Annotated in this window: 18 protein-coding genes; 10 read left to right on the top strand and 8 right to left on the bottom strand. The window is 65.5% G+C overall.

The features are described from left to right. Positions 1 to 46 precede the first annotated feature (46 nt). Positions 47 to 301, bottom strand: coding sequence for a hypothetical protein (locus ORI27_RS30110; RefSeq protein WP_266000825.1), 255 nt, complete (start codon positions 299 to 301; stop codon positions 47 to 49). An 83-nt stretch (positions 302 to 384) separates the two neighbouring features. Between ORI27_RS30110 and ORI27_RS30105 the strand changes: the two genes are divergently transcribed. The 3 genes from ORI27_RS30105 to poxB are packed head-to-tail and all read left to right on the top strand — an operon-like array spanning position 385 to position 3,859. After that, positions 385 to 1,860: a hypothetical protein gene (locus ORI27_RS30105; RefSeq protein ID WP_266000824.1), complete on the top strand. Its 1,476-nt coding sequence runs from the start codon at positions 385 to 387 to the stop codon at positions 1,858 to 1,860. Between the two features lie 59 nt (positions 1,861 to 1,919). Then, positions 1,920 to 2,120, top strand: coding sequence for a hypothetical protein (locus tag ORI27_RS30100; protein WP_266000823.1), 201 nt, complete (start codon positions 1,920 to 1,922; stop codon positions 2,118 to 2,120). Between the two features lie 2 nt (positions 2,121 to 2,122). After that, positions 2,123 to 3,859: a ubiquinone-dependent pyruvate dehydrogenase gene (gene poxB, locus ORI27_RS30095; protein WP_266000822.1), complete on the top strand. Its 1,737-nt coding sequence runs from the start codon at positions 2,123 to 2,125 to the stop codon at positions 3,857 to 3,859. A 4-nt stretch (positions 3,860 to 3,863) separates the two neighbouring features. On the opposite strand, the gene adhE is transcribed toward poxB, so the two are convergent. Further along, entirely contained in the window at positions 3,864 to 6,458 is a 2,595-nt protein-coding gene (adhE, locus tag ORI27_RS30090; RefSeq protein ID WP_266000821.1) for a bifunctional acetaldehyde-CoA/alcohol dehydrogenase, read from the bottom strand. Between the two features lie 124 nt (positions 6,459 to 6,582). Between adhE and ORI27_RS30085 the strand changes: the two genes are divergently transcribed. Then, positions 6,583 to 7,596 (top strand): alcohol dehydrogenase catalytic domain-containing protein, encoded by a 1,014-nt coding sequence (locus tag ORI27_RS30085; RefSeq protein WP_266000820.1) that lies wholly within the window; start codon positions 6,583 to 6,585, stop codon positions 7,594 to 7,596. On the opposite strand, the gene ORI27_RS30080 is transcribed toward ORI27_RS30085, so the two are convergent. The 3 genes from ORI27_RS30080 to ORI27_RS30070 form a co-directional block, all read right to left on the bottom strand. Further along, positions 7,597 to 7,998 (bottom strand): hypothetical protein, encoded by a 402-nt coding sequence (locus ORI27_RS30080; protein ID WP_266000819.1) that lies wholly within the window; start codon positions 7,996 to 7,998, stop codon positions 7,597 to 7,599. A 68-nt stretch (positions 7,999 to 8,066) separates the two neighbouring features. After that, entirely contained in the window at positions 8,067 to 9,104 is a 1,038-nt protein-coding gene (locus tag ORI27_RS30075) for an NAD(P)H-dependent amine dehydrogenase family protein (protein WP_266000818.1), read from the bottom strand. A 3-nt stretch (positions 9,105 to 9,107) separates the two neighbouring features. Then, positions 9,108 to 10,343, bottom strand: a complete 1,236-nt coding sequence (locus tag ORI27_RS30070) for a hypothetical protein (protein WP_266000817.1) — start codon at positions 10,341 to 10,343, stop codon at positions 9,108 to 9,110. 40 nt (positions 10,344 to 10,383) lie between these two features. Between ORI27_RS30070 and ORI27_RS30065 the strand changes: the two genes are divergently transcribed. Further along, complete coding sequence (locus ORI27_RS30065; protein ID WP_266000816.1) at positions 10,384 to 10,977, top strand: TetR/AcrR family transcriptional regulator; 594 nt, start codon at positions 10,384 to 10,386, stop codon at positions 10,975 to 10,977. Positions 10,978 to 11,209: 232 nt separating this feature from the next. Next, a complete protein-coding gene (locus ORI27_RS30060) occupies positions 11,210 to 11,353 on the top strand; it encodes a hypothetical protein (protein WP_266000815.1) in 144 nt (47 codons plus the stop codon). A gap of 25 nt (positions 11,354 to 11,378) precedes the next feature. Here the strand turns inward: ORI27_RS30060 and wrbA are convergent, their stop codons facing one another. Both wrbA and ORI27_RS30050 read right to left on the bottom strand, forming a co-directional pair. Continuing rightward, on the bottom strand, positions 11,379 to 11,990 hold the full coding sequence (wrbA, locus tag ORI27_RS30055) for an NAD(P)H:quinone oxidoreductase (protein WP_266000814.1): 612 nt from the start codon (positions 11,988 to 11,990) through the stop codon (positions 11,379 to 11,381). Further along, a complete protein-coding gene (locus tag ORI27_RS30050) occupies positions 11,987 to 12,829 on the bottom strand; it encodes a DUF3159 domain-containing protein (protein ID WP_266000813.1) in 843 nt (280 codons plus the stop codon). Before ORI27_RS30050 ends, wrbA begins: the two co-directional genes overlap by 4 nt. Before the next feature lie 70 nt (positions 12,830 to 12,899). Here ORI27_RS30050 and ORI27_RS30045 point away from each other — a divergent pair, with 70 nt between their 5' ends. Next, entirely contained in the window at positions 12,900 to 13,397 is a 498-nt protein-coding gene (locus ORI27_RS30045) for a nuclear transport factor 2 family protein (RefSeq protein WP_407666484.1), read from the top strand. A gap of 104 nt (positions 13,398 to 13,501) precedes the next feature. Here ORI27_RS30045 and ORI27_RS30040 read toward each other — a convergent pair whose 3' ends face one another. After that, a complete protein-coding gene (locus ORI27_RS30040; protein ID WP_266000811.1) occupies positions 13,502 to 14,164 on the bottom strand; it encodes a L,D-transpeptidase family protein in 663 nt (220 codons plus the stop codon). A gap of 309 nt (positions 14,165 to 14,473) precedes the next feature. Between ORI27_RS30040 and ORI27_RS30035 the strand changes: the two genes are divergently transcribed. The 3 genes from ORI27_RS30035 to ORI27_RS30025 all read left to right on the top strand — a co-directional run bounded on the left by ORI27_RS30035 (position 14,474) and on the right by ORI27_RS30025 (position 18,110). Continuing rightward, positions 14,474 to 14,926, top strand: a complete 453-nt coding sequence (locus ORI27_RS30035) for a hypothetical protein (RefSeq protein WP_266000810.1) — start codon at positions 14,474 to 14,476, stop codon at positions 14,924 to 14,926. A 1,046-nt stretch (positions 14,927 to 15,972) separates the two neighbouring features. Further along, entirely contained in the window at positions 15,973 to 17,145 is a 1,173-nt protein-coding gene (locus tag ORI27_RS30030) for a DUF5631 domain-containing protein (protein WP_266000809.1), read from the top strand. Continuing rightward, entirely contained in the window at positions 17,142 to 18,110 is a 969-nt protein-coding gene (locus ORI27_RS30025; RefSeq protein WP_266000808.1) for a hypothetical protein, read from the top strand. The genes ORI27_RS30030 and ORI27_RS30025 overlap by 4 nt, the downstream gene beginning before the upstream one ends. Positions 18,111 to 18,260: the final 150 nt, after the last annotated feature.

Here is an 18,260-nt window from a genome sequence, read left to right as displayed (position 1 = left end):
GGCGGCGGCCGGTCAGGTACCGATGCACACCTGTCGACCGGCACCGTCACCACCGTTCCGGCAAAGCCGACCCGCCGGCCACCTGTGGGCGGCGGGACGCGCCGACCATCAAGGACGGCGCCACGCCGACGGGCACCCGCCCCCACCGCAGTCCGGAAACCCCGCGTTCGAGCAACGACGGCGCCGCCCGGCTGCCCCGGCGCAAATGTGCGGTGACCTCGGACTCTGGCCCGGATTCGGTAGCGAACACCGACATCCGCGAGGACGCCGGGTAACCCGTACGTCGGCCAAGGGCAAGCATCCGTAATCGTGCCATTAACCGGTTGGGTGGTCCTGACCTGCCCGCTCGTCTACGATGCCCTAGAACCAGCGAAGGGGCAGCAAATGGGGTCGAGTAAGTATGTCGGTTATGTCGGCGGGGTCGCTGTTGCGGTCGGGGTGGGCGCGGCCATTGCCGCGGCAAGCCAGGGCGTAGCAAGCGCCGACACCGGCAACTCCGGTTCGTCGAGCAGCTCCGATTCGGCGAAGTCCGATAGCGGGCCGAAGAAGTCGGCGACCGGCACCAGCAAGCGCACCAAGCCGGTGTCCAAGCTCAACGGCACGGTCACCAGCGCCGCCGCCAACACCAAGTCCGCCGCGTCGACACCGACCAGCGCCAAGACCACCGCCGCCTCGTTCGAGTCCACCCAGGTCGAAAAACTGGAGGGCCTCTTCAAGGGCACCGGGCACTCGGCGCCGAGGCCGGCGGCTGCCACCGAGAGCACCGACACCACGTCGACGGCCGCGGCTACCACCGAGAGCACAGAGACCACCGAAACCACCGCCGCGGCGACCGCCGCCGCCACCGTCAATCCCGCGACGGCGTTCTGGAACCCGTTCCGGTGGATGCCGCCGGAGCCGGCACCGCAGGATATGCCCGGCCCGATCTGGACCCTCGAACTGTCCTTCATGAGCGTGTTCCCGAACGACATAAAGGCCGTCGGCCGTGAAGGATTCGAGTTGGGCTACCGCCTCACCCAGATGATTCCGTGGGTCAACATCATCGTCCCGTTCACCAACATCGCCACCGACCTGCCCGCCGCCTTCGACGGCGACAAGGCCGCCGCCCAGCGCGTCATCAACAACCTGATCGTCACGATCCACCCGGTCGCAGTCCTGTACTACGGCTACAACGAGGTCGCCGACGTCCTCAACCTGGAAGCCCCGGCCCTGCAGCTGCAGGAGTGGTTCATCTCCTCGTTGTGGAACCTCTTCGACCCGTTCGCATTGCTGCACAACCGCGGCGAGTCCGGCCTGCCACTGTCGACGACGACCCCGCCGCCGGATCAGGTCACGCCGGAGTCGGCCGCCGCCACCACGCTTGCCGCTGCGGTGACACCGTCGGCCAGCGACGCCCCGTCGACGACCATCGACTTCCCCGACCAGATCGATCCGTTCCCCGCCGACGATCCGGCACCCATCGGGATGCCCGCCGCGATATACAGCATCGAAAAGGGTTTGGTCGCACTGTTTCCCGCTGACGTGCAGCCGGTCGTGCGGGAGCTTTACGAGCTGAGCTGGCGGGTGTCGCAGATGACCCCGAGCCTGAACGCCGTGGTGCCGGTCGCCGAACTACTGCCCTCGCTGCTTCAGGCAGCACTCGGTCACAAAGACACCTCCCAGGCCGCCATCAACGCCGTGCTGCTGACCACCACACCTCTGTCGATTCTGTACTACGGCTACGACGAGCTCGCCGACCTGCTGAACGTCGAAGAGGACGCGCAGGCACTGAAGGCGGAGATCTACGCCGCGGTGTGGGACGAGGTCGATCCCAACGGCTACCTGCACGTGCCGGGACACTCGGGCCTGCAGACCGTCTGAGGCCAGGCGAAAGCACCCCGCGCTGAAATCGACACGCAGCAGGTGAGGTTCTCCGTACTGTGGGACTCGTGCTGAACCTCACCGCAGTGGTGGCGTTCGCCCTGTTGCTGAGCACGTTGGGGACCACCGGTCCCGGCGCGTCGGGCATAGCGGCAACGGTCACCGTCGTCACCTTTCTGGCCAGCCTGCTCTGCTTCGCGGTCGATCGCCGTCGCTCCGAAGGCGAATTGATCCCCGCCACCGCGTCCGGCGAGATCTAGCCGTGCCGACCGTCGCACAGCACATCCTGGCGGCATTGCAGTCCAGCGGCGTCAGCCGTGTCTACGGGCTGCCCGGCGACAGCCTCAACGGGTTCACCGACGCGATCCGGCGCTCCGAGGGGATCACCTGGGAACACGTCCGACACGAAGAGACGGCGGCCTTCGCCGCCACTGCCGACGCGGCGCTGACCGGTGAGCTGGCGGTGTGCGCGGGAAGCTGCGGACCCGGTAATACGCATCTGATCAACGGCCTCTACGACGCTCAGCGCACCCGGGTGCCGGTGCTGGCGATCGCCGCGCATATCCCGCTCAACGAGGTCGGGACGGGCTATTTCCAGGAGACGCATCCGCAGGAGTTGTTCCGGGAGTGCAGCGTGTACTGCGAGTTGGTCAGCACCCCGGAAATGGCGCCACGTCTGGTCGAGATCGCCATGCGGACCGCGGTCGAGGAGAACGGCGTTGCGGTACTGGTGATTCCGGGCGAGGTGTTCCTGGCCACGCTGCCCGACGACGCATGGAACACCCGACCGGTGCTGCCGACGAGTTCGGTCCTGCGCCCCGACGACGACTCGCTGCGTCGCGCGGCAGAGATCCTGAACGCGGGTTCGCGAGTGACCATTCTCGGCGGTGCGGGAACCGCGGGCGCACACCCAGAACTGATCCGACTCGCCGAAACGCTCAATTCGCCCATCGTGCACGCGTTCCGCGGCAAGGAGCACATCGAATACGACAACCCCTTCGACGTCGGGATGACCGGCCTGCTCGGATTCGCCTCCGGATACAAGGCGATCAAGGAAGCCGACGTGCTGCTGATGCTGGGCACCGACTTCCCGTACTCGCAGTTCTACCCCGACAACGCGCGGATCATCCAGGTCGACATTCGCGGTGCCCACCTCGGGCGGCGCACTCCGGTTGATCTCGGGTTGGTCGGGTCGGTGAAAGACACGATCGACGCCCTTCTTCCACTGCTGATGCACAAGGCGGATCGGACGCATCTGGATCGGGCGCTCAATCACTATCAGCGCACCCGCAAATCGCTGGACGCGCTGGCCGTCAACGACCGCGACAAGGCGCCGATACGTCCGGAATATGTTGCCGGCGTGGTGGATCGCCTCGCCACCGAGGACGCCGTCTTCACCTTCGACGTCGGCTCGCCGACCATCTGGACAGCGCGATACCTGACGATGAACGGCAGGCGACGAATCACCGGGTCGTTCACCCACGGCACGATGGCCTGTGCGCTGCCGCACGCGATCGGAGCCCAGACCGCGTACCCGGGACGGCAGGTGATCGCGCTGGCCGGCGACGGCGGACTGACGATGTCGTTCGGTGAGCTGCTCACGCTGGTGCAGAACAACCTGCCGGTGAAGGTGATCGTCTTCAACAACTCGTCGTTGAACTTCGTCGAACTGGAGATGAAGGCCGCCGGGGTGGTCAACTTCGGCACCGACCTGAAGAACCCGGACTTCGGAGCCGTCGCGCGAGCGATCGGGCTCTTCGGTCGCCGGGTCGAACACCCCGCCGATCTGGAGCAGGCAATCGCCGAGGCGCTGGCGCACGACGGTCCGGCACTGATCGACGTGGTGGTGGCACGTCAGGAGATGTCCATTCCGCCGGCCATTTCCGCTGAGCAGGCCAAGGGGTTCACCCTCTACGCGATCCGCACCATCTTCGCCGGCCGGGCCGACGAGCTGCTGGACCTGGTGAGCACCAACGTCGCCCGTCGCATCCTCGACTGAGGGATCAGTCGGTGCCGTAGTAGCCGAGCGTCAGCAATTCGGTGATCTCGCTGACCAACGGCATCCGTGGGTTCGTGCGGTTGGACAGATCCTCGAACGCGGTCATGGCCAGCCCGGGAAGTGCCTCGGTGAACGCGTCTTCGCGGACCCCGAATTCACGCAGTGATCGTGGCATGGCCAGCTCGTCGAGTAGCTGGTCGACTCCGGTGAAGAGCCGGTTCCGACTGTCCTCGGGGCTGTGGCCGCCGAAGATCAGCGCGCCGATCTGAGCATACTTCTGCGGTGCGACGTAGGCGGAGTAGCCGGGTGCGGGCATGAACTTGCTGGGCAGACTCGCGTTGTACTGCAACACATGTGGCAGGAATATGCCGTTCGCTCTGCCGTGCGGGATGCCGAATGCCGCGCCGGTCGCATGCGCCAGGGCATGGTTGGTCCCGACGAAGGCGTTGGAGAACGCCAGTCCGGCCAGCGTCGCCGCGTTGGACATCTGGGTGCGGGCATCGATGTCGTCGGGGTCGCGGTGAGCCCGCGGCAGCGCGTCGAAGATCAGCCGAGCGGCCTGCGCGCACAGCGCGTCGGTATAGGGCGAGGCGAAGATCGACACGGCGGCTTCCAGCGCGTGGGTCAGCGCGTCCACCCCGGTATCGGCGGTTAGATTGGCCGGCATCGTGGACGTCAACAGCGGGTCGACGATCGCCATCTCGGGCACCAGGCTGTAGTCGACCAGCGTCTGCTTCCTGCCGCCCACAGTCAGCACTGCGGCCGGGGATACCTCCGATCCGGTACCGGAAGTGGTGGGGATGGCCACCAATTGGACTCGGTGTCGATCCGTCGGGTAGTCGGCGACGCGTTTACGGGGGTCCAGGAACGGCATCGTCAACTCGTCGAGACTCTTCTCGGGGTGTTCGTAGAACAGCCGCATCGCCTTGCCGGCGTCCAGAACGGAGCCACCGCCGACCGCGATGAGGACCTCGGGTTGCACCCGTTGCATCAACGCGACGCCGCGGCGGATTGTCACCTCGTCCGGTTCGGGGGTGACTTCGGAGAACACCTGCACGTGCCGGCTGCCGAGCTTGCTACGCAGCAGATCGGTCACACCCCGCTCGTCGGACAGCGCGTCGGTCACCACAACGACTGTCTCACAATCGAGTTCGCGCAGGTTGTCCAGCGCCCCGGCGTTGAAGTAGGTGTTGGACGGCACCCGGAACCACTGCGGCGGGGTGCGCCGATGCGCCACGGTCTTGATGTTGAGCAACTGGCGGTAGTTCACGTTCTCGGTGGTGCTCGACCCGCCCCAGGTGCCGCAGCCCAGTGAGAACGTCGGCGTGAGGTTGTTGTACACCCCGCCCAGCGCTCCGACCGCCGTGGGCGCGTTGACCAGGATGCGGCCGGTGCGCACGGCCAGGCTGTAGGCATCGATCACCGCCTGGTCGTCGGCGTAGATCGCCGACGTGTGGCCCAGGCCGCCGTGTTCGGTCACCAGAACTGCGATGTCGATGGCGTGCTGGACGGTGCGGGCACGCACCACCCCGAGCACCGGCATCAGCTTCTCGGCGATCAACGGATGGGCGGCCAGTGCGTCGAGGTCGGCCGGTAGCGGCGCCAGCAGCACCTTGACGGTGGGCGCAACGCTGAATCCCGCCCTGGCGGCCAACTCCGGGGCCTTCTGGCCCACCGCATCCATCGCCACCTTGTCACCGCACCCGAACGCGAACTCGGTGATTTTGGCCGCCTGCGCCTTGGTCAGCAGGTGTGCCCCCATCTTCTCGAATTCGGCGAGCATCGCGTCGTAGATCTCGCCATCGATGATGCAGGTCTGCTCAGCCGGGCAGATCACGGACGAGTCAAAGGTTTTGGAGATCAGAACATCGACCACCGCACCCCGCAGGTCGGCCGTCTTGTGGATGTAGATCGGCGCATTGCCGGGCCCGACGCTCAACGCGGGCTTGCCGGCCTGGTTGGCCAGCGCAACGATTTTCGGGCCGCCGGTCACCCAGATGAAGTCGACCTCGGGATGCTTGAACAGGTAGTGCGTCACTTCGTGGGCGGCGTCGGGAATCACCTGTAAAGCGCCGGGCGGCATCCCGGCCGCTTCGGCTGCCTCGCGCAAGATCTCCACGCTGCGCTCGCAGCAGCGCACCGCATAGGGGGAAGGGCGGAACAGCACCGCGTTGCGCGTCTTGGCCGCGACGATCGCCTTGAACAACACGGTGGACGTCGGGTTGGTGACCGGGGTGATGGCCAGTACGACACCGATCGGTTCGGCGACATAGACGATGTTGTGCTCGACGTCTTCGTCGATGACCCCGACGGACTTCTTGTCACGCAAGTAGTCGTGCAGGAACTCGGTGGCCACGTAGTTCTTGACGACCTTGTCCTCGAAGACCCCGAAGCCGGTTTCCTCGATGGCCAGCGCGGCGAGCTCACCGGCTGCACGCACACCGGCGCGGACCATCGCCTCGACGATCCGATCGACCTGCTCCTGGTCGAGTTTTCGGAATTCCCGCGCGGCATCGGCGGCCCTGTCGACGATCGCGTCGATCTCGCTCCGGCGGACGTCGTCGGTCTGAATGTGTGGTTGGTCCAGTGTTCCGGTCATGCCCACGCCTCTCCCAGATGCGGGGATCGTAAGGCCGGGACGGCCCCGAGAATAGGGGTCAAAGACCCTTTCTGCTGAGTTAATCTGAGCAGACCCAGCATCATGGCGAATTCGAGGGGAACCGATGGCAAATCACCGCGCTGTACACGTGAAATCACCCGGGGAACCGCTCGAATTGGCGGACGTGGAAACCACGTCACCACCCCCGGACCATGTGCGCATCGCGGTCAATGCCTGCGGGGTGTGCGGCACCGACCACGCCTTCGTCACCGGCGCCTTCCCCAATCTGAGCTGGCCGGTCACCCCCGGACACGAGATCGCCGGAACGATCGCCGAGCTGGGCTCGGGTGTCGAGGGCTTCGCTGTCGGTGACCGGGTGGCGGTGGGTTGGTTCGGCGGCAACTGCAACACGTGCCTGCCCTGCCGCAAGGGGCAGTTCATGCAGTGCGCGAATCTGCAGGTGCCGAGCTGGAACTATCCGGGCGGCTATGCCGAGTCGGTCGTCGCGCCGCGCACCGCACTGGCCCGCATCCCCGACGAGTTGTCGTTCGCCGAGGCCGCCCCGATGGGGTGCGCCGGAGTGACGACGTACAACGCGCTGCGCACCACCCGCGCGGTGGCCGGGGACCGCGTCGCGGTCCTGGGCATCGGCGGGCTCGGACATCTGGGCGTCCAGTGGTCCCGCGCCATGGGCTTCGAGACCATCGCGATCGCCCGTGGGGCGGGCAAGGAGAACGACGCCAAGGAGTTGGGTGCCCACCACTACGTCGACTCGACGGCCGGTGACGTCGGCCAGGCGTTGCAGGCGCTCGGTGGCGCCCAGGTGGTGCTGGCCACGGCGGCCAATTCGGCGGCCATGGCGGCGACCGTGGGCGGGCTTGCGCCCCAAGGGAAATTGGTGATCATCGGGGCGACATTCGATCCGCTGCCCATCTCTCCGGGCGATCTGCTGTTCGGCAATATCAGTGTGGTCGGCCATCCATCGGGCACCTCGGCCGACATCGAGGACACCCTGCATTTCGCGGTGCTGTCCGGGGTGCGGGCGCGCATCCAGGAGCGGCCGCTGGCCGAGGCCGCGGAAGCCTACGCCGCGATGGACGAGGGCCGTGCGCGCTACCGCATGGTCCTGACGATGTAGTTAGTCGGTGTCGCCGGTCTCGTCGTCGGCACTGGTGGGTCCGTCCAGGACACTGACGTCGATGCCATAGGGCAGAAACCGCACGCTGCGGTTGGCGTCGGTGTTGCGCTTGTTGGCCCGCAGCGCCTCGAGCTCGCTCTGATAGACCTGCTCGACGTGTGCCTTGCCGCCGGCGTCGGTGGTGTAGATGGCCCACACCCCGTCACCGGCCTCCCCCGCGGTCTCCGGCTGCGAGCGGGGCCGCGAACCGCGGGTGAACTCGTCGAACAGCCCGCCGAACGCGGCGCCCCCTCCGGAGTTGTTCAGGAAGCGTCCAAAGGCGTCCCGAAGGCCTTCACTGGCCTCACGCACCACCCGATCGATATCGTCGGGATCGAACCCGAACGGTCCGTTGTTCTCCATGACTGCCAGTGTGCGCTCAGTTGGTGGCCGGAGTCGACACCTTGGACCTTCGCGGCCAGCGAAAGTTCTCAGCGGCGGTACAGACTCAGCGGCAGGTCCGCCATGGTGACGAAGCCCGCGCCGGAATCGCACACCGGACCGATGGCGTTCACCGCCTGCATCGCGGTCGCCACGCTGGCCGACCGGACGTGCTCGACCAGCGGCACGTCGCGGCGGAAGCTGGCCAGCGTCATCAGATGCGCCTGCATTGAGGGCGTGCCCTCGATGGTCACGGTCCAGCCGTGCTGGGGGGCCGGCCAGTGTTTCGGTTGGGGTTCCCCCACCGTCCACAGGGTTTCCACCTCGACGACCGGCTCACCGTTGCGACGGCCCGACCAGCGCCAGTGCTGCCCGGCGACGGTACCGGCGCGCAGGGTACGGCCGCACACATCGCGATCGGCACTGGCCGGAATCACTTCCAACTCGGTGGTGACCTGGTCGACGCCCAGACCCAGGGCGTCTCCGAGTAGCCAAACCTGTTCCTGGAAAAGCTGACTGGTGAACCGCAGCCCGTCGGTCTGCGCGTCGACCTCGTCCAGCGGACTGCCGAAATGCATCTGGTCGAAGGTGATCTCCACGCTGTCGTAGACCGACCAGTCGGCGCGCTCCTGGACCCGGACGTGTTCGATGTTTCGCGACATTCCGGTCAGGGCCAGCGGGATGACGACGCCGAGGTTGCCCGGGTTCAGACCGGTGCCGTGCAGGGAGCTGTCCCCTTCCGTGCACGCCTGCTGGAGTCGGTCACGGTCGTGCGGCGACATCCGGGCGGGGTGGAACGCGAACGCGGTGGTGATGAGGTTGGCACCGCACGCCAGGATCGCGACCGCGTCGTCGACCGAGGGGTGGCGTGGGGCGTAGAGGACCGCGTCCACGTCGGCGGTGTCGATGTCGATGGTGGCGGTGACGCCGACCGGGTCACGTCCGGCGAGCACTCCGGCATCCGCCCCGGCCTTCTGCGCGGAGTAGACCTTGACCCCGACCAGGTCCAGATCCGGATGGTCGAGGATGCCCCGGATGGCTTCGACTCCCACCGCCCCGGTGCCCCATTGCACGACGCGGTAGACCATGGGCTACACCACCGTCAGCGGAAGGGAACGCCGCTCTTCGAACTCGAAGGTGGCGCCCTGGCTGAACTTGGTGACTTCCACCTCGGGCGAATCCTTGACGGCGGTCTCGGTCTTCTCGAATTCGGCGGTCCAGTCCTGGTCGGTTCCGGAGATGCTCACCACGATGTGCGGGTCGACGGCGGTGGCGATGGCCTGCAACGGTCGTGGGGACGCCGGCGAACACAGCGAAATCCAGGACCCGTCGTCGTGTGCGGGCGAGGGGTGCACGTGCAGCCGGCCGCCTTCGGTGTCGGCGACGACATATCCGGCGGGGTTGAACAGCGGGTGCAGTTCGATGACCTTGGCGAGGCCGTCGAAGTCGTTGGGCAGCTTCAGGGCTCGTTTGATCCGCTCGGCTGACACCCCGGCGATGCCGGTGAGCTGCTTGGTGCAGATCTCGGTGGCCAGCTCGGTGTTGTCGCCGGCGCGGGCGCGCACCGCGATGCCGAACGACAGGTTCAGCAGGTGCATCTGCAGCACCACTTCGTCGGCGATGCGCACCAACGCGGAGTGTGAGAACGCCGCGAAGTCGACGTCGGACAGCAGCGCGCCCGAATAGTCGCCTTGGCCTTCGTCGTCCGGATCGATTGGCTCCAGTTCCCAAGTCGCCGCCTTGGTTTGGGCCACGATGTCCAGTGCCGGGATACCGGTGACCTCGGGGTAGGACTCGTCGATGATGACGGTCCACGCGCAATGCGGGTGGCGGTCGGCGGGAGTGCGGGGCGGGCGGTGGATGGGGCGCACCTGCGCCTTGGCGTTGGTGGCCACCGCGGTCGCGTCGAAGGTGGGGTCCTCGATGTCGTGGCACATGCCCTTGACGTAGTCCGGCCCCATCGGCTCGACGTCGAGCAGGGCGCCGCAGTGGTCGAGGTGGAACTCGCCGTGCCAGCGGTCGTGGACGGTGTAGCGGAAGTCCATGAATTGCGGCGGGGCGCCGATGTCGAGCTGAAGGCCTTTGAAGATGGTGACGATGTCGGTGCCCTCGTACTTGAGGGCCTTCTGCATGCGCTTGGTGTAGATCGGGCTGGCGCCGGCCCATTCCTCGATGGCGATCTGCAGCATTTCGGGCCGCCCGAACGACTGGATGCACCAGGCCATACCGGAACGGTCGATCAGCTGGCCGATCAGCAGCAATTCGGGCACGAGGACGGCTAGCTCGGCCCGGGACAACTGGGCGTAGCGGCTGAGGGGCTGGCTCATACGCGAAACATAGTCGTGTCAATGTTATAAAGTCAACGATGTGAAGGCGCTCGGCACTCCTCCTACGCGGCAAACCCAGGCGCCGCGCAAGCGGGGCGATGACACCCGGGCGTTGATCATCGACGAAACCGTCCGGTGCGTGGTCGAGGAGGGATTTCCCGCCGCGACCGCCAAACATGTCGCCGAGCGCGCCGGGGTCACCTGGGGGGTGATCCAGTACCACTTCGGTGACCGCAACGGTCTGCTGATGGCGGTGGTGGACGAGGGCGTGGCCGGGCTGCTGGCGAGTCTCGGCGAGGCTGATGTCGCCGACCTGGGGCTGCGGGAACGGATCGAGGTCGTCGTCGACACCGCGTTCCGCTGTTACAGCAGCCCGACATCATTGGCGGCGTTCGAGATTCTGCGCGCCACTCGCGGCACCCACGGCGACAGCGCCAAACGGCACCTGCTGGAGATCAACAACGCGATCAACGAGCTCGGGCGACTGATCTCCGACGATCCCGGGGTCGCCGAGGTGATCTGGTCATCGTTGCGCGGGATGGTGCTGGTCGAGATGATCGTCAACTCACATCTGGAGTGGCAGCGGGAACGTCAGATTCTGGTCGACATGGTCACGCGCTACCTGCAGGACTAGGTTCAGCGAACGCCGTCACAGGCCGGCCCTCCGGGTGTCGGGCATCACAGATCAACGAAAGCTGTCCTGCGGCAATGCCGTTCTGTATCCAAACTCACACGTAATAGGTTGCTTTACATGGAATTAACAAGCACGATCGTGGGGTTGTCAGAACAGGCGATCCCTGAATGGCGACCGCAAATAGCAAACAAACCCCTGTAGATCCAGGGGTGAACTAGGAGTTGAGAACACCATGTCGATTGCACAGTTTCGCAGTGATGTGAAGCGGGCCGTGCGGCGGCGGCGCCTGTACGCGCGGATCAACGCGCTTCCCCAGTCAACGGTTCGCGAGGAGCTCGTCGCCATCGCCCAGCGCTACGACGACGACCTGCGCTGACACTGAGTTAGCACCGCGCCGGGGGTCACTCGTTTGAGACGGCGTGAAGCCGTCCGGCGACGGTGACCACCCGGCGCGCCAAATGCTCGAGGGCGGCCGCGGTAGCGTCGTCGATCTCATTCTTGTTCTCCGGGCCGGTGATATGGCCAACCCCATAGGGGTTACCGTCGCCGAACTTGACCGGATCGGTGTAGCCGGGTGATACGAGGATGCCGCCGAAGTGCATGAGCGTGATGTAGAGGGCGAGCAGGGTGGTCTCTTGGCCACCGTGGGCAGTCTGCGACGACGTGAACGCCGCGTAGATCTTGTCGGCGAGCTTGCCCTGTGCCCACAAGCCGCCGAGCGAGTCGATGAACGTACGGAATTGCGCTGCAGGAGAACCGAATCGGGTGGGCGTACCGAAGATGACCGCGTCAGCCCAGACGATATCGTCGCCGGAAGCAACCGGCTTGTCCTTGGTCGCTTCGTAGTTGGCCGTCCAGGCCGGGTTCTGGGCGAAGGTCGCCGGGTCGCGAGTCTCGGCGATATGCCGAAGGCGCACTTCGGCTCCCGCCGATTCGGCGGCGGCGACGACCTTGTTGGCCATCTTGGTGCCGTGACCGGTTGCCGAATAGTAGATGACGGCGAGTTTCGTCATGCGGTTCCCTCCTTGTCCTGCGGAAATCGTTTTCTTGTGACGGCACCGACCACCAGGCCGATGACGATCAGGGCGATCCCGATGCCGACGGCGAACGAATCACTGATCAAGCCGGCGATCCCGATACCGACGACGAAACCGGGAAGCCAGTCCAGCAATCGTGCGAATGACGGTGGCGGGCTATCTGATTCGCCGGCGGCGGCCAGAGATTTCGCCTGCACGTAGTCGGGATAGAACTCGGTGATCGCGACGGCGAGGAAGGTGACGGCGAGTTGCACGATCCAGCCGGTCCAGAAGTTGTCGCCGTCGTGCAACACGGCGTCGCCGAATGAGCCGACGAGCGTGTTGATGACGAATGCCCCGGCCCACACCGAGGTCAAGATGTAGTTGACCCGAATGAAGAGCGGGCTGCTCCAGTGTTCGGGTTCGACGGTGTCGCGGGCGTAGCCCATGGTGAACGGGCGGCGAATCACCAGGGTGGCCAGCGCGTAGGCAGCCAGCGTTCCATTGGTGATCTCGCCGGCCCACAGTTCGAGCCAGTCGACGAGTGTCGGTGAGCCCAGGATTCCCAATCCGACGAAGACGGCGAAAACCACCGCGCCGAACACTTCGAGGGAATGGACCCTGATGCCGCGCCGGCTGCCGACCCACATCACGATGAGGTTCAATGCCAGTGCGGCGGCCGCGGCCTGGCCGAAGCGGCCCGGTCCCGACATGATCGCCATGAGGATCCAGGGCGCGATGCCGGAGAACGGGGACCGCAGGAGGCCTTCGATGAAGTTGGTTCGTGGGACGGCGGCCCCAGCGTCACTGGCCTCGGGTTGATCCCGTTCGGACATCGGCGACTCCTGATCGTGGTTTGCCCCAGGCTTGGATCATTGTCACCGGGACAACCCGCCCCGTCGACACATTCGGTGTGCTGCAATGACCGGCATGGCTGACGCGGAAGCAATCGAAGCGATCAAACAGGTGAAGTACCGCTACCTGCGGGCGCTGGACACCAAGCATTGGGACGACTTCGCCGACACCCTGACCGAGGACATCGTCGGTGACTACGGATCCTCACTGGGCGAGGAGCATCACTTCACCAACCGCACCGACCTGGTGGAGTTCATGCGCAAGGCAATGCCGGCCGGTGTGCTCACCGAGCATCGCGTGACCCATCCGGAGATCAGTGTGGACGGCGACGAGGCGGAGGCCATCTGGTACCTGCAGGACCGGGTGATCGTGCCGGAGTTCAACTTCATGCTGGAGGGCGCGGCGTTCTACCGCGACCGCTACCGCAAGACGCCTGACGGGTGGAAGATCTGCAAGACCGGATACGACCGCACCTACGAGGTGACGATGTCGACGGAGGCGCTGAACTTCAAGGCGACCGCAGGCGCGGCGATCGCCACGGTCACTTAGCGGTCTCTACTTAGCGGGCTGCGGACCCGAACGCCGAGCGTGCGGCTCGTCGGTGACGATCGTCGTCGGTGTCGACGACAATCCCCACGCTCGGCGCAATGCCGCTATTTGGCGACAGCGATCAACGCGCCGGGTTGCAGCCAGCGCATGATCTTGACCAAGGTGCCGTCGTCGAGGGAGACGCAGCCGGCGGTGGGTCCGCCGTCGGTGGTGTGGACGAAGAAGGCACCGCCGTTGCCGGGCACGCGGGCTTTGTTGACACCCATCACGATGGCGTGGGCGTACTGCGGGATGTAGAGGTTCTCGGTGCCGCTGGCCGGGTTGGTGTCGAAGGGGCAGTCGGCTTTCTTGCAGACCTGCATCGTGTTGTAGGTGGGGCTCTTCATATCGCCGTCCCACCAGTAGTCCGGGGTCACCTGGACGTATTGCAGGCCGCCGCCCGGGTTGGGTTTGGTGCCGAAGGCGAAGTCGAGGGTGAAGATGCCCATCGGCGTCTTCATTTCGCCGTCGTGGGATTGCGGGACCATGCCGTTGGCGCCAACGTGGGTGGGGATGGCGGTGGCGATGGGTTGCCAGCCGCTGGGTCCGCGCTGCCAGACGTCCATGTTCGCGGTGGAGACACCGGTGCTGACGACGGACAGTACCTGGGTCGCGTTGCCAACGTTGGCCTGAAACCACGGGGTCTCGGCATGGCTCGGCGGGGCCGAGGACAGCGCGAGGACTGCCGCGCTGAAGGCAGCACAGATCGAAACGGCGGCTCGACGCATCGGTTCATGGTCTACGCCGGGCTTTGCGCGGGTCAAGTCAAGGTTGGGCCACGGTTTGGTCTGGGCCAGCTAACGGTGTGGCGACGGCTACGGTGACGCGACGTCGGCGATTGCCCTGGTTTTCACCGGTGCTCGGCGTATCTGAACTGCGTGTACAGCCAGGTCGGAGCGGGTATTGCCACAATTGGTGAATAGCGCTCCGGCAAACGCAAAGGATACGATCGCGACATGTCGCAAATGCCGTACGGACCCGGGCCCACAGGACCAGCTCCGTGGCAGGGAGCTCCCCCTTCGAGCGGCCCGTCGCGTGTGCCGACGATCATCGCCATCGTCATCGCGGTGATCGCGATTGCGGTTGCCATCGGCGCGTGGTTCCGACCCGCGCCCAAGCCTGAGGCACCTGCGGCCAAGACGTACAGCGAGCAAGAGGTCGCGGATGCGAAGAATGCTGTTTGCGAGGCATACGACAAAGCGTTCAACGCACTTACCGAAAATAGTCGCCAGCTGGACAACCCCAACGAAGCGCTAGCGGTGATCGCCAACTCCCGCATAGCCATTCACGCCGCAGGAACGTTTCTCACGACCGTGCTCAGCCAAAATCCTGCTACGCCGGGCGAACTGACCACCCCAGTAAGAGCACTTGCCGACCAATATCAAGGCATGGTTCTTGACCAGATTGGCAATGCTGATAGAGCGACACTGGATGCCGACTACCGGAACGCGGACTCCCTCACATCGAAGATTTCCCAGGTCTGCAAATGACAGATATTCCACCAGGACAATGGTCCCCGATACTGGTGGGCCATCAATGGCCTAGCGATTCTTCGGTCCAAATAATCGAGTCTGCGTCGGCAAACCGAGATGTGAGTGGTCATGCATTCGATACTTACGCAGATGTCCTGAAATCGATTACAGGAGGGCCGCTCGGAGCACAAGAAGGGGCGACCGCCGATGACACCCGAGCAGCGTTCCAAGCGGGCGAACGGCACGCCCGAGATCTTTCTACTAAACACTTTGTACTTGCGAAAAGTTACAAGTCAGCGGAGCAGTCAACGAATCAGTTGCGTTCGGACCTGACGGAGATAGCGACCCGGGGAAACACAGAGATCGAACAAATCCAGAATTCTGGGGAACCGCTTCCCACGAAAGTAGAGAAGATCGTCGGGGTCGTCGTGTCTGCGCAGTCGGATGCGAACGGCAAGGCTGCGACTCACATCGGAAACGTGTCGAGTGCTATACAGGCGGTGCTTCAAAGGAATGGCGTTGACACTTCGACGCACAACTTTGCAAAGTCGAACGGAATCGATCTTGACGCGACGTACGGCGCGCAGGACCGGGATGCTCTGCGAAGTCAGGTGACACAGATGCTGGACCAGCGATCGTCGACTGGGTCGGCATCCGGGTCACCAAACCTCTACGGCGCCGCTGAGAATGCACCACCCCCGCCCACACCAAGAACTTCCGATCTCCCCGGCCCGTCGGATGGTGACTCGGGCCAGCTTTACGTCAAAGCACAAAGTACGACGACAGATGTGCAACTTCCAGCGGCGCAACCGGGCGATACCGACGCCGCGCTGTATGCGAGAGCGGAGAGCCCATCCCCATTTCTTCCACCTCCGCCCCAAGCAAGCGTTCCAACTCCAGGCCTGCCAAGTAACCCGACAGTTAGCTCCGCCGGGCAAGCATCTCCAAGCCTGAGTACGCCACAGCCGACCGCGTCATCCACCCCCTCCACCACCCCCACAAACGCCCTCTCCCCCGAAGGCTTCGCGCAGAACTTCAATAGCGGCGCACAAGCAGGCAACCCCGTGTCAGCAGGCACCGAAGGACTTTCCAGCAGCGCGGCCCACGCCATGCAGCCGCAAGTCCCGTTTCACCCCGACACCATGGCAACGCCGCCGATGGCGCCGACCGCGCCATCCGCAGGCGGACCAGTCTTCGAGAATGCCCACGCTGCAAGCACCTTCGACACCACCCCGGCTCCCGCGGCTCCGGCCGTCGACACTCCGCAGACCTACGTGGCCGCACCGGCAGCCCAAGCAGCACCCGTTATGCCCTCCACCGCTGCACCCGCTGCACCGGCAGGTCCTCTACCCGCCTACGGCGCAGACCTCCGCCCTCCGGCGGCAACCGCCCCCGCAAGCCCTGCCCCCGCTCCCTCACCGGCAGCTCCGGCGTCAGCACCCGTCCACTCGTCGAGCGCCAGCCAGCTCGGCCAGCCCGCCGTCGTCCGACAGACCCCGGCCGGCGCGCCCACCGCATCCCCAACACCCACCGGAATCACCGAAAATGCCTTTGCCGCAACCACTACCGGCGCCCTCGCCGGTGCCGGCGCTGCACAGACCCAGGAACAGCAGCGCTTGCAGCGTCTCCTCGATGCCGTCGCCCGTCAGGAACCCAAACTAGGTTGGGCAATCGGTGACCGCGAGGACGGCACCACCGTGCTGGCCACCGACCTCGCCAGCGGTTGGATCCCACCACACGTCGAAATCCCCACCGGCATCAAGCTGCTCTCCCCCGGCCGCCGCAGCCGCACCCTGGAGGCGTTGCTCGGCGAAACCGCGCTGACCGCCGCCTACACCCCCGGCCAATACCTCCCGCCCGCCGAGGACGCCGAACCCGTTTCGATGTCCATCCGCGCCCGCGACACCGATCAAGTCGAAGACCTCGGCTGGGAACTCTCCCAAGCCACCAAATGGCGCGACGGCCTCCCCCGCTTGGCCCACACTCTGGCCAAAGCCGCCACCACCGGCACCGGCTATCTGGACTCCGAAGTCGACCTGCTGCGCGAACACCTCGCCGCCATCGCCCGCCACGTCCTCACTGACTACCCCGATCATGTCGACGCCGCTAAGGTCGGCAACTGGCAGTTGTTGTCGACGATCGACGCGCTCATCAAGGGCGAAAAGACCGGCGCCAACTATCACTTCGCGTGGTTTCAGGCCATGAATCTGGCACTGAAAGGAGAGGTGCACCGATGACTGGTGGACAGCTCAACGCGAACGCGAGCGATTATCTGGCTGCCAACGGGATGAATCTGGCGCCGCCGCCCATCACGTCCGACCCGCTCGTCGCGGGTATGACGCCCATCGAGCAGTTGCTTCGGGTGCTGGGTCTGGCCGCCAATCTCGGTGATCCCAAGGACAACACCGAAAGCATCGAAGAACACGCCAAACGCGACTCCAAGACCGCTGAGGCAGCGGCGAAGTTCCCCGCGCAGGACGAACAGGCCAGCGCCGAGATGAAGAGCGTCGCCGGACAGGGCGAAGCCGGGCAGATGGCACAGCAACTCCCGCAGATGGCTTCCGGCATCGCCGGCGCCCTGGCCGGAGCGTTGGGCGGTGCGCTGCAACCGCTGGCCCAGATCCCCCAACAGGTCGCGCAGGGCGCCCAGCAGGCCATGCAGACGGGTATGGGCATGATGCAGCAGGCCGGCGGTTCGGCAGCACAGCTCGACAAGGCCAGCCTCAGCGACCCGCTACTCGACGGATTCGGTGAGACACCAGGAGAATTGGACTCGGGCGGTGGAGCTGGCGGCGGGGGCGGCGGCATCGGCGGCACCGCGCCGACCGCGATGCTGGGCCCGCCGCCGGTGCCCTCGGCCGGCACGTCACCATCGTCGGGCATGACGGGAACCCCGCCGCCGCGGGTGCCCGCACCCAGTTCGGCGCCGACCGGCGGCATGACCGGTATGCCGATGGTTCCGCCCGGTGCGATGCGCGGTGCCGGCGGTGCGGAGGCGGACGCCAAAGACAAACCCGATACCAAACGGGTGTCCGTTCCGACCGTGAAGAACGGTGCACCCGTTCAGGGCCGGATCACCACACCGCCGCCTGCACCCCAGGTCACCAAGAAAGTCGACGGCAAGCCGGTGGCCACCAAGCGCATCATCGTGCCCAGCAGCAAGCCCACCGACGACGAGCCGACCGGCGAGCCGAAGTCCTGATCTAAGTTCAGAATTCGTGGTTGCGGCTTCGGTGGCCGAAACTTGAGTTCCTAACTGAAGTCAAGCTACTTGTGGGCTCGTCGTAGGCTTGGGTATAGCGGGCTGGGATGTTGGAGCGCTTGGCGACTCCTGTGACTCCTGGCCCGCCTT

Source organism: Mycobacterium pinniadriaticum, from assembly GCF_026242045.1.
GTDB classification, from domain to species: Bacteria; Actinomycetota; Actinomycetes; order Mycobacteriales; family Mycobacteriaceae; genus Mycobacterium; species Mycobacterium pinniadriaticum.
Note: the sequence above shows the minus strand (reverse complement) of the source record. Positions and strands in the feature narration are given on the sequence as shown.

Bases quoted from the DNA above. Each gene is read 5' to 3' on its own strand.
- ORI27_RS30110 (WP_266000825.1), bottom strand. From the start codon at position 301: ATGCTTGCCCTTGGCCGACGTACGGGTTACCCGGCGTCCTCGCGGATG.
- ORI27_RS30105 (WP_266000824.1), top strand. From the start codon at position 385: ATGGGGTCGAGTAAGTATGTCGGTTATGTCGGCGGGGTCGCTGTTGCG.
- adhE (WP_266000821.1), bottom strand. From the start codon at position 6,458: ATGACCGGAACACTGGACCAACCACACATTCAGACCGACGACGTCCGC.
- ORI27_RS30085 (WP_266000820.1), top strand. From the start codon at position 6,583: ATGGCAAATCACCGCGCTGTACACGTGAAATCACCCGGGGAACCGCTC.
- ORI27_RS30080 (WP_266000819.1), bottom strand. From the start codon at position 7,998: ATGGAGAACAACGGACCGTTCGGGTTCGATCCCGACGATATCGATCGG.
- ORI27_RS30075 (WP_266000818.1), bottom strand. From the start codon at position 9,104: ATGGTCTACCGCGTCGTGCAATGGGGCACCGGGGCGGTGGGAGTCGAA.
- ORI27_RS30070 (WP_266000817.1), bottom strand. From the start codon at position 10,343: ATGAGCCAGCCCCTCAGCCGCTACGCCCAGTTGTCCCGGGCCGAGCTA.
- ORI27_RS30060 (WP_266000815.1), top strand. From the start codon at position 11,210: ATGTCGATTGCACAGTTTCGCAGTGATGTGAAGCGGGCCGTGCGGCGG.
- wrbA (WP_266000814.1), bottom strand. From the start codon at position 11,990: ATGACGAAACTCGCCGTCATCTACTATTCGGCAACCGGTCACGGCACC.
- ORI27_RS30050 (WP_266000813.1), bottom strand. From the start codon at position 12,829: ATGTCCGAACGGGATCAACCCGAGGCCAGTGACGCTGGGGCCGCCGTC.
- ORI27_RS30040 (WP_266000811.1), bottom strand. From the start codon at position 14,164: ATGCGTCGAGCCGCCGTTTCGATCTGTGCTGCCTTCAGCGCGGCAGTC.
- ORI27_RS30025 (WP_266000808.1), top strand. From the start codon at position 17,142: ATGACTGGTGGACAGCTCAACGCGAACGCGAGCGATTATCTGGCTGCC.